This is a genomic window from Campylobacter showae CSUNSWCD (assembly GCF_000313615.1).
Lineage (GTDB): Bacteria > Campylobacterota > Campylobacteria > Campylobacterales > Campylobacteraceae > Campylobacter_A > Campylobacter_A showae_A.
In genome coordinates, this window is sequence record NZ_AMZQ01000009.1 from 118586 (window position 1) to 128910 (window position 10325).

Here is a 10325-nt window from a genome sequence, read left to right on the forward strand (position 1 = left end):
GAAAAATGGCAGATAACGACGTAAAGATAACCATCACCATAAACGGCGAAACGACAGAGCTAAAAGCCGCCAAAGCTGACGTTGAAGATCTAGCCAAAAATGTCAAAAAAGCAGATACCGCTACTGCTGGACTAAAAGACTCATTTGCCGCGCTCGCCTTAAAAATAGGCGGGGTTGCGGCTCTCACGGCTGCATTCAAAGATCTCGTAAGCACCGGCTTTGAAGCAAACAAAAGCTTTGAAAATCTCCAAATTCAGCTAACTGGTCTCATTGCCGCCAACTCCTCAAACGTAAGTTCTATGGGGCGCGTTTTAGACGCTCATGAAAAATGGAATTTAGGTATGGCTGAAAGTGAAAAAATTCTAAATCAGCTAAACGAAACCAACGCAAAAACAAAATTTACGCTTGAAGAGATCACCGGGGCGTTTAACATGTTTTATGCTACATCTGCCGGGCAAGGTAGCCGTGAAAAAGCGGTGCAAGCGATGGATAGTATCGCACTTGCCGCGCAAGCTGTGGGCAAAAACATCAACGATCTAACCCCTATGATGGATAGTCTAGCTACTGGCACTGTCATAGCCGCTTCCGAAATGGGCTCATTCATGAAAATAGTTGGGCTTACCAACGAAGAACTCAAAAAAGCAAATGAAAACGGGCAGGTGTATGACTATCTCATTGAAAAGCTGGCTAAATTTAAAGAGCTTAGCGGCGAAGCAGGAAATAGCTACGAAGTAGCCCTTGGTGGGGTTAAAAACGAAATCACTGAGATAGCGCGTGAGCTAACTAAGCCAATGTTTGAAACTGTCACCAAAGGCCTTAATGACTTTGGCAAACTTATAAAAGATCATAAAGATGACATCATAGAATTTGGAGAGGATGTTTTTAGATCATTTCAACTCATTGGCTCTGGCATCCTCTATATTGGCGCCACAGCTGCAAAGGTGCTCCTAGCTATCCCGACAGCTATTTTAAGCGGTTTCGATGTGCTCACTCTCATCATCGAAAACAAGATCAACGCCGTCATCAAAAACGCACAAGAAGCATACAATAGCATAGCTTGGCTTTGGGATGGAGAGACCACATTTGGGCGCGTAAATTTTGCGACCAATATTTCAAGTGGCATTATGGAGGCGTATAAATCCGTAGAAGATACGCAAGAAAGAGCTGCACAAGCTGCAAAAGATCTATTTAATGAAATCAAAGAAAACACCCGTGCCGCCGCCAAAGAGACCAGAGCTGCCACAAAAGATGTCGGTGAGTCTTTGCAAAGCTTGCCACCAAAGATAGAGCCCGTAGCAAAAGCTGCCAAAAAAGCCTCAAAGGATATGAGCTCATACAACAACGCCTTGCGAGAAATCGCACGCCTTGGTATGAGCGAATATGAGAAAAAACTTGATGACATCGAGCATAAAGAAAAAGAGTGGCTAAAAGTTGGCATTGATAAAAAAACAGCTGCCAAAGCAAAGGCGAAGCTATTTGACATCTTAGAAACTGAGGAAGCAAATAAAGTGCTAAAAGAGCATGCAAGCTTTCTTAAAGAGCGCGAAGAGCTTGAGAAAAAATACTACGAAGCTATCGGCGAATACGAAAAAGCGTGGGCGATCGAAAGCAAAAAATATAAAGAAGAAATCAAAAAATTAGAGCTCACGGAAGAGGACGCGAAAAAATACCTCGAAATTCAAAAGAAAAAATACTTCGAGCCTTTGACAAAGACGGCAAAAACAGCTTTTTCTGACATCAAAAACAGCTGGGCTGATACAGTATCGACGATGTCAAAGACTGTCGAGGATGGTTTCTTTGACTTTTTCATAGGAAAAACGAAAAGCCTAAAAACCGCGCTCAAAGACATCGGCACAAACCTCATGCGTGATCTCATCAGCCCTTACGCACGCACGCTAGCACAAGGGCTAGCTGGTGGCTTTGGCTCATTTTTGGGTGGTGGCTCAAATTTAGCACAGCTTGCCGCTGATCTTGGACTGAAAAAAAATGATAGCGGTGGCTTTTCAGGTCAAGTAGGCGGCACTGATGTGGAGCTTTCAAGCACAGGGCAAATTTTGCGCGGTGCTTCTGCTCTGGATAAAGGTACGACAAATTTACTCTCATCCATTTCAAACCTCAAAACAGCTTATGACACCTTTACCAAAGGCTTTGGCTCGCCGTTTTCAAGCATAGGCGGCTATCTGATGAACAACGGTTGGACAAGCTCAGGGGCGTTTTTCAATGGCATGGGTGGAGGCGTGAATTCACTCTTTGGCACAAACTCGATGCTTAGCGGCACAGCTGGACGCGGTGCAGCACAAGCGGCACTCAGTGGCTATGGCAGTCCATATTACAGCGCAGGTGCTGCTACTGGTGGTGCGCTTGTTGGCGGGGCTGTGGGATATGGTATCGGAAGTGGGCTAGATAAGATGTTTGGAGCAAACACCTATGCTCCTCAAACTGGCATGGTAGCTGGAGCTGCTGTGGGTGGATACGCTGCACTTGCTGGATCGCTTTCAGCTGTGCCAGTATGGGGCTGGATAGCGGCTGCTGTCGTGCTTGCGATCGGTGGTATGATAGGAAAAAGCAAGATTACCGACTGGGGCTACCAGGTAGGCGAAAATTTAAATCTTGGCTTGATGAAAGGGCTTGATAGCAAAGACGTCAATAACTGGAAGGAAAAAACTAAAAAAAGCTGGTTTAGCAAGAGCACCTCAAATCAAACCTCGCCGATAGATAGCGAAACAGTGAAAATGCTATCTAGCTATGTCCGCACCACATCCACACTTTTGAAGGAATTTACTGGCGGTGATTTTACCTTGCCAGCGCGCACGTATAATAAGCGAACCCTCATAGATGAGGGCTTTGGCGGTGCGCTCATTGCTGGGGTGATGGGGCGAAAATTTGATAAGGCTCTAAGCTTTGGAGGCAACGAAGGGGAGCTTGAAAAAACATACCGCTACTGGATGGAGCAGGCAAAAAAGGACAAAAAAGAGACCTATGAGCTACTTGCGGAGTATGTCGGCAAGATAAATTCAAACATCAAAGCTCTAAAACTTGAAAGTCTAAGTAGCGAGCTTGAAAAGATGAAATTTGCCAAAGACGAAGCCATAGATGCACTTAAAACGTTAAATTCTGGTTTAGGTGCGCTTGGCAACGACTTTGACTTCGTCGGTCAAGATATGGCAAAACAGATCGAAAAAGCATATCGTGAGGCTCTCAAAAGCGACTTTTCAAAAGAGAGCGTGGATCGCTATCAGGCACTTACAGAAGCCTACAAACAAGCCAAAAAAGCCCAAGATGACTACACCAAAGCTATTATCAGCTTTTCACAGCAAATCGCTCAAACCCAAAGTAGCTTTTATCAAGCCGTGGGTAGTGATACGACCATCCTTACTTTGCAAAACATCTATACAAAATTTAGAGTTCTTTCGGGCAGCCTTGCTGGCGACATTGGCAAAGATCGCCTAAATGAGGTCTCAAAGCTAGGTAGCACCGCTGATCCGAAGGTGTGGGCGGAGTATTTTTTCAGGATGAGCTACCAGCAGATGCAGGAATTTCTTTCGCAAGGCAACACCGAGCTACGCAAGGAATTTTTGAATCTGATCACCGAGCATAAGAATTTACTCACTGCAAATGGCGGCAATGAGGTGTGGCTCAAATCCCTCACCGGACTTCAAGGAGTGATGAAGCAGATCGAAGCTTTGAAACTGGCTGAAAAAGCTCAAAGCACGCTTGAAATTCAAAAACAACAGCTCGCAAACCTCAATCTGCAAAAGAGTGCTATCGAGAAGCTAGCCAGTATGGCTACCAAGATTCGAGAAACGGTCATTGACAATACAACAAGCCAAATCAACTATATGCTAGCTCTTCAAAGGGCACGCGAGGCATACGCAAAAGGCGAATATGACTCCAAAGCATACGACGAGCTTAATTCTGCTATCACAAAACAGCAACAATACCTAAAAGATACGTCTGCAACCTACGCCGATTATCATCACAGCATGCTAAAAATGGCAAATGAGGTCGAGGGCGTAGCAAAGGGTGCGTCGTTGCAAGATATATCTGAGCAGATCAAAAGACTTGATAAGCTTCTAAATAGTGCCAACAATAGCTATGAAAGCCAGCTTGCAGCTCTCAATGAGCAAAAGAAACAGCTAGAAATAGACGCTCAAAATCAAATCAATACGCTTTGGAAGCTTCTTGGTGAAGGAAGTCCAATAGCAGCCTATCTTCAAGCAGTCAAAGACGCCATACTCTCAGGCAAGCAAGCCCCAGCGTATGGCGGAGGCTCTATCTCAAATATCGCCACTACTGCCACCACAGCAAACGGAGCATTGCTCACAAATCAGCTAGAAAAAGACATCAACAGTATCTACCTTTCAACCATAGGCAGAAGCGTAGAACAAGCTGGGCTTGATGCTTGGGTAGTCAAAGCAAGGGCTGAAAATCTATCAAAAGAACAGCTCAAAGCCCAAATCGAGCAAACTGCAAGAAATATCACAGGCTCAAACGACAGATCTGACTGGCTTGAATGGAGCAAGAAAAGAGGTTACAAAGCCTTTGCGGATGGTGGTATCGTCACACGCCCGACCCGTGCTCTCATAGGAGAGGCTGGGTATGACGAAGCAGTCATACCACTCAAAGACGGACGTGGTGTAAAAGTAGATATGGATGGAGCGATAGGAGCGCTTGCAGCAATAACAGAACGTATCGAAAAACTCGTAACAAATATCGAGAGAAATTTAAGGGAGGTAAATATGAGGCAAAGAGAGTCAAACGACAACGGAGCGCAGCTCGTGAGGGTGGTGTCATGACAGTATTAAGCAAAGTCAATTTTACGCTGACGCAAACAAACGCGCCAGCTGACAGGGAAAGAAAATATAGCAAGGGTATGAACGTAGCAGAGGATGAAGTGATCATCTACAACGAGCAAAAATATAAGGCTGCAAAAGCTATTTCAAGTATGCAAGAGCCACCAGATCGCGATATAAAAAATTTCACGAACGTGGGTGCGATAAATAAAAATGCAATGATCGATAGCTTCATAAACACGCAGACCACAAAAAAGGACGGCTCGCCGCTAATTTTTAAGATAGATACGCAAAGAAAGCGTATCAATTGTTTGTCGTTTTTCAACATAGACGCAGACACGCTCACGATCAAAAAAGACGGCAAGCAGATCTATCAAGACAAGCTCCTGAAAAAATCAAGCGTGAGCTGGTGGGAATTCTTTTTTGAGAATGGAAAAGAATTCAAAAAAGACACCATCGTGAATGTCCCTATGCTCTTTGGCGAGTTTGAAGTGACACTCACGCCAAATAAATTCGGAGCAAATTTGGGTCATCTTAGCATCGGTCAAAAGGTCTTCATCGGATACACTGAGCTTGGGTGTGAATTTGGAGCGATTGACTATTCCAAAAAGCAAAAGAACGAGTATGGCGACATATCAATACTCAAAGGCAGGGCTGCAAAGTATCTCAACACCGCAGTGGTCGTGGATACCAAGCAGATCGACAGCAAAGATCAGGTGCTCATGGCTATCCTTGGAGAGCTTACGACCTTTATCGGGGATGAAAAGGATCGAGGCATCAAAAGCCTCATACTCTTTGGCTTCATAAAAGACTATTCATTCAAAGTCACGGGAGAGGAGAAAAGCAGCCTAAATTTAAATGTCGAGGGTGTCGTTTAAATTTAGGCTAGGCAATAGGTGGGCGTTTAAACGCCCTTTAACAACATATTAAATTTTAAAAAGGATAACACATGGCAAAACAAATTTCAAAGATCAAAGAACCACCAACTACGAGTGATCCGCAAAATTTCGACGCAAGAGCGGATGAGTTTGTAGCGTGCTTGCCAAGATTCGTGACAGAGGCGAATGAGCTAGCAGTAGAGGCAGAGGGCAACGCAAATGCAGCCCAGAATTCAAAAGAGGCAGCCGCAGCCAGTGCCGAGCAGGCGGGGCAAGCAAGAGACGCAGCCGCCCTGTCAGCTCAAAACCTAGCCACTGCCGTAAATGACGCCATAGAGTGCAAGCAATCTGCTGCAAAGAGTGCGAACAATGCAAAAAAGAGCGAAACGGCGGTTAGCGAGATAAAAGACGGGCTTGCTGATGCACTGGATACGCTTGAAGCGATGAAGAAAATCAGCAAAGACGGGTTTATAGACGATACGCAGACAAGAACGAATTTGACGTATTCGAGCAAAAAGATCGATAGCGATTTTTCAAAGACAGACCACAACCACGATACGGCTTATTTATCTATCGAGAAATTCAACGAATTTAATACGAAAATCGTCAAAAAACAAAATAATCTCGATTTTATGGTTAATTTCTTGCAAGACGTTACGGCAGACGGCGTAGCCGTAAAAATAGACGATACGAGCAATTCGGTCTACTCTTTTGTGGAAGGCAGCGATCTTGTTTTGCACGTGGATAACGGAAAATATTTTTATATAGGCGCAATGGGGTCAGGCAGAACTATCATATCGGACGAAATAAAAAATCCAAACCGCAAGAATATATTAAAAAGACATCAAGACCTCGCCCCGTACCCAAGCGCCGAAGTTTTATTTTTGTATAAAATCGGAGATCTGCTTTATTTTAGGAGATCCTCATTTTTTTATGTATACAACACAAAAACCGAGGAGTGGGTCGAAACAAATAGCAGTATGGGGGACAGTCTTGATAAAATGGAAAGAATGCATTTTATAGATCCAAAATTCGCCGTCACAAGGCACTATTCCGGGTTAAAAATCAAAGGAGTAAACGGAGGTAATTACATAAACCTTGACTACGCGTATAGTACGGTAGTAATAATGCAGGACTACTTAATCGAAATGAATGATTCGGCAAAAACGGTTAAAGCCTACAAAATCGTAGTCGAGGGCGGCAATGCTTCAAAAAGGCCTATAGACATATCTCAGGTTCCTTATCATGATTCGTATATTAGTCTCGCTCCCATCAGCTCTCACTACTATGACAGAGGGACCAAGTATTATAAGAAAGACGATGATCTATACTATCTAGAGACATTTGAGGATGGCAGCGTACGTGGCTATGCTCTATACAAAAACAAAGAGCGACTACCTATACCAATAATGCCGCAAAGCAATGAAAAACTATTTCTAGCCCAGAGAACTAGATTTTTAATCAATGTTTATATCGGTACAGACCAAACCTATACGCGCATGTACGATATTACCGGAAAAGGTAAAATCGTAAGGCTCCCCGTAGGCGTTCTATGCGCAGAAGAAACCGAGCAAGGCATAAGGATAGCATACGTACCGCGATTGCCTGCCGACGGCAAGCCGCGGACCTTTTATGAGGCTATATTGCCGTATGAAATTTTTAGTAACGAGGAGTAGCCGATGAAACCAACCCCAAAACAATGGCTCCAAGTAGCCAAAAATTTCATCATCGAGCTTCCGCTTGAGATACTTGCCTTTTTCGTCGTGCCGATCGCATTGCTTTTTGCAAAAGAGAGCGACGATCATCTGCCGCGATGTTTTCGCTGGTTTGAGGATGCGGACGACTACTACGACGGGCAAAGCGCGGCCATAAACGGCGACGGCGGATGGAGACGGGATCACTTCCCGCCGCCTAAAAACCGCACTTATTTCGCTCGTCTTTGCTGGCTTTTGCGCAATAGAATAGGCTACTTTTGCGTCAAATACCTCGGAGTCAAGACAAGCGAGATAGACCCTGCCTCCATCAAAACGTTCGGAGACCCGTCCATCACGTCAAACGGCGGCGCATCAAACTCATGGTGCAAGGTAGAGTGCCGCCTCAAAGACGGACGGGAGCGTTTTGGATACTACCGCACGATTAGGTGGTGCAAACGCTTTTACGCGAGAATCTATGTCGGCTGGAAACTGATGGATATAGCCGGCGCAAATCCCGAAAATTGGCACGAGTTTATCGAAGACGGCGATAAAAAAGTGCTTAAAACGGTTTGGGCATTTCACCCCATGAGAAAGGTCAAAGAATGAATGCATCGACAAAGAAATTCGCGATTATCGCGACGGCCATCCTAATCATCACCGCCGCAATAAAACTGTTAAAAGGAGCGTAAAATGGGCTTTTTAAATATCAAATTTCTAATATCCATTGGTGTCACTTTACTAATAGCTCTAGGCGGCGCAGGGCTTGAAATTTGGCGGCTAAACGGCGCAGTTTCAAGCGCAAAAGCCGAGACCAAAGATGTCAAAGACAAGCTGGAAAAAGAGCAAACGAAGCTAGCCCTCAAAGAGGCGGAAAGCCAAATTTACGCGGCAAATTTAAGCGAATGTAATTCCAAAATCTCTGCGCAAAACGAAGCTATCAAAAGCATAGCTCTAGATATGAAAAATATCCGCCAAGGCCAGGCAGGGCTAAGAAAAGAGATACAAGCCAAATACGAGAAGATGGAGCCTCCGCCGAGGGATAGCAGCTGCGAGGAAAACTTAGCCTATTACGAGAGGCTATTTAGGGGGCTAGGGAAATGAAAAGCAAAGCGGTTAAATTTACGCTTATCTGCGCTGCCGCGGTTATACTTTGCGGTTGCGCGGGCAAAGAGCCCCAAATCATCGCCCGCACCCAGTACCAAGACGTGAATAAGCCCGTGCGCTGCGACGTGGAACTACCGCCAAAGCCAAGCTTTGACGAGAGCGATCCATCGACCGCCGGAGCAGTAGCGGCATATCACGAAGAGGTTGAGAGGCTACTTTTGATGTGCGTAGGAGAGAAAAGATGAGCGAGCTAGTCATGAGGAAATTTAGAAGCTTTAGGCTCACCAAAAAAAGGCTGATCGAGATAGCCTGCGCGCTCATCCTGGCTTGCATATTCGGGGTCGACAGATGAGTTTTATAGACAAAGAGTACTGGTATATATTTTGGGTTGTGCTTGTAGGCTTTATCGGGGCGGTGCTTGGACTGCTCGACGAGAACGGTAGGCCCAGGAAAAATAGAACAAAGAAAGCCTTTTTAGCCGCGGCCGCAACGTCTGCGTTTTTATGCTGGGCGACGTATGAGATAGTATTTTTCATTTCGCACGCCACGCCCTTTTCTCTTGCCATAGGCGGCATCATCGCCTTTATGGGCGGAGACTGGGTCAGACGCAAAATCGACAAGGCGGCAAATAAAAAGATAGAAAGCCTAGGCGGAGATAGCGGTAGCTTGGCAAAGAGCGAAAGCGAAAGCGAATACGAAGAGGAGCTAAAATGAGCTATGAAGAGATACTGGAGAGTATGCAAGCAAAGCGCACGCGCTGCGTCGTTTATACTAGAGTGATGGGCTACCATCGCCCGGTAGAGAGCTTTAACGTCGGCAAAAAGGGCGAGCATAAAGAAAGAGTGAAATTCAAAGAAAGGATAAAAAATGAAACTGATCATACGTAGATACAAGAACATCGATGACGGCACTATCGGCAAATTTGAGCTAGTAGGCGTAAATACCGTGCTGATGACGGGCTATACGCTAGAGTCCGCAGGACCAGATACCACTGCAAGGGGCAAAGATAGGCGCATACCGGCGGGACTTTATAGCGTGGTTTGGCACAAGTCGCCAAAATTTAACCGCGTGGTGCCGGTGCTATATAATGAGCAAGTACCGAAAGATCGCTACATAGAGATACATGCCGGCAACTATCCAAAGCATACCGAGGGCTGCATCTTGGTCGGAAAATGGGCGAACGACGAGGGAGTGTTTGAGAGCGTCAAAACGCTAGAAGCTTTGCTTAGTTTTATCCAGGGCAAGGATTTAGAGGTGGAGATTTTAAACGAATTTGGATAGTTCTAAACACCGATTAACCATTAGAGAATAACTTAAGTCTCACTGAAATGAGAATTGGCGATTTTACGGTTTTTCTCATTTCAATGAAATTCTTTTTCTCATTTCAGTTGGCGGTTTATAGATTTCTCGCATGCCCGTAATCCGCTCGCACCCGCTAAATTTTAAATTTTCGGCGGGGCGGCAATTTTATAAAATTTCAAATCCGCCCTCCCGCTTCTAACTTTCATCGCGGTTCGCTTTAAATTTTATAAAAACACCCGCCTTAGCATTAGGGCAACTTCTGTTAAAAACCAAATTTGCAAATTTGACGCTCCCTTTAATTTTAATTATTTTTCGCACGGCTACCGCAAACTTTGATTTGAAATTTGATTAGCTTGCATAGTCCGTAATTTTAGCCCTATTTGCGCCAAATGTTTCTCGCGACACCTCCGTCTCTTTTGAATATTTATTAAAGATTTTATCTGCGTATAGCGTAAGATTTATTGCTTACTCGCCCAGCCTGTATCGGGGTTTTATGAAACTATTTAAACCAAATTTGGCTACGACAATAAACTGCGCTAAATTTAATATCTTTA

General features: G+C 44.8%; 9 protein-coding genes. All 9 read left to right on the top strand.

From position 1 onward, the window contains the following. Nucleotides 1-5: 5 nt before the first annotated feature. The 9 genes from CSUNSWCD_RS07455 (at nucleotide 6) to CSUNSWCD_RS07495 (ending at nucleotide 9750) form a co-directional block, all read left to right on the top strand. Nucleotides 6-4796: a GumC domain-containing protein gene (locus CSUNSWCD_RS07455; RefSeq protein WP_009495293.1), complete on the top strand. Its 4791-nt coding sequence runs from the start codon at nucleotides 6-8 to the stop codon at nucleotides 4794-4796. 77 nt (nucleotides 4797-4873) lie between these two features. Continuing rightward, nucleotides 4874-5671 (top strand): hypothetical protein, encoded by a 798-nt coding sequence (locus tag CSUNSWCD_RS07460; RefSeq protein ID WP_157788744.1) that lies wholly within the window; start codon nucleotides 4874-4876, stop codon nucleotides 5669-5671. A 71-nt stretch (nucleotides 5672-5742) separates the two neighbouring features. Continuing rightward, nucleotides 5743-7347 carry a hypothetical protein gene (locus CSUNSWCD_RS07465; protein WP_009495297.1) on the top strand — a complete coding sequence of 535 codons (1605 nt, stop codon included), beginning with the start codon at nucleotides 5743-5745 and terminating at the stop codon, nucleotides 7345-7347. 3 nt (nucleotides 7348-7350) lie between these two features. Continuing rightward, the gene (locus CSUNSWCD_RS07470) at nucleotides 7351-7971 is read left to right on the top strand and encodes a DUF7338 family protein (RefSeq protein WP_009495299.1); all 621 of its coding nucleotides are present in this window, start codon (nucleotides 7351-7353) and stop codon (nucleotides 7969-7971) included. Nucleotides 7972-8055: 84 nt separating this feature from the next. Continuing rightward, the gene (locus CSUNSWCD_RS07475; protein WP_009495301.1) at nucleotides 8056-8466 is read left to right on the top strand and encodes a hypothetical protein; all 411 of its coding nucleotides are present in this window, start codon (nucleotides 8056-8058) and stop codon (nucleotides 8464-8466) included. Beyond that, nucleotides 8463-8714 (top strand): hypothetical protein, encoded by a 252-nt coding sequence (locus CSUNSWCD_RS07480; RefSeq protein ID WP_009495303.1) that lies wholly within the window; start codon nucleotides 8463-8465, stop codon nucleotides 8712-8714. The genes CSUNSWCD_RS07475 and CSUNSWCD_RS07480 overlap by 4 nt, the downstream gene beginning before the upstream one ends. A gap of 103 nt (nucleotides 8715-8817) precedes the next feature. Continuing rightward, nucleotides 8818-9183, top strand: coding sequence for a phage holin family protein (locus CSUNSWCD_RS07485; RefSeq protein ID WP_051990314.1), 366 nt, complete (start codon nucleotides 8818-8820; stop codon nucleotides 9181-9183). Beyond that, a complete protein-coding gene (gene nrdD / locus CSUNSWCD_RS11310; RefSeq protein ID WP_009495310.1) occupies nucleotides 9180-9356 on the top strand; it encodes an anaerobic ribonucleoside-triphosphate reductase in 177 nt (58 codons plus the stop codon). The genes CSUNSWCD_RS07485 and nrdD overlap by 4 nt, the downstream gene beginning before the upstream one ends. Next, nucleotides 9337-9750 (top strand): DUF5675 family protein, encoded by a 414-nt coding sequence (locus CSUNSWCD_RS07495; RefSeq protein WP_009495313.1) that lies wholly within the window; start codon nucleotides 9337-9339, stop codon nucleotides 9748-9750. The genes nrdD and CSUNSWCD_RS07495 overlap by 20 nt, the downstream gene beginning before the upstream one ends. Nucleotides 9751-10325 lie beyond the last annotated feature (575 nt).

Excerpts from the sequence above, each read along its gene's own strand:
- CSUNSWCD_RS07495 (WP_009495313.1), top strand. The coding sequence starts at position 9,337 with ATGAAACTGATCATACGTAGATACAAGAACATCGATGACGGCACTATC.
- CSUNSWCD_RS07465 (WP_009495297.1), top strand. The coding sequence starts at position 5,743 with ATGGCAAAACAAATTTCAAAGATCAAAGAACCACCAACTACGAGTGAT.
- CSUNSWCD_RS07485 (WP_051990314.1), top strand. The coding sequence starts at position 8,818 with ATGAGTTTTATAGACAAAGAGTACTGGTATATATTTTGGGTTGTGCTT.
- CSUNSWCD_RS07455 (WP_009495293.1), top strand. The coding sequence starts at position 6 with ATGGCAGATAACGACGTAAAGATAACCATCACCATAAACGGCGAAACG.
- CSUNSWCD_RS07480 (WP_009495303.1), top strand. The coding sequence starts at position 8,463 with ATGAAAAGCAAAGCGGTTAAATTTACGCTTATCTGCGCTGCCGCGGTT.
- CSUNSWCD_RS07475 (WP_009495301.1), top strand. The coding sequence starts at position 8,056 with ATGGGCTTTTTAAATATCAAATTTCTAATATCCATTGGTGTCACTTTA.
- nrdD (WP_009495310.1), top strand. The coding sequence starts at position 9,180 with ATGAGCTATGAAGAGATACTGGAGAGTATGCAAGCAAAGCGCACGCGC.
- CSUNSWCD_RS07460 (WP_157788744.1), top strand. The coding sequence starts at position 4,874 with ATGAACGTAGCAGAGGATGAAGTGATCATCTACAACGAGCAAAAATAT.
- CSUNSWCD_RS07470 (WP_009495299.1), top strand. The coding sequence starts at position 7,351 with ATGAAACCAACCCCAAAACAATGGCTCCAAGTAGCCAAAAATTTCATC.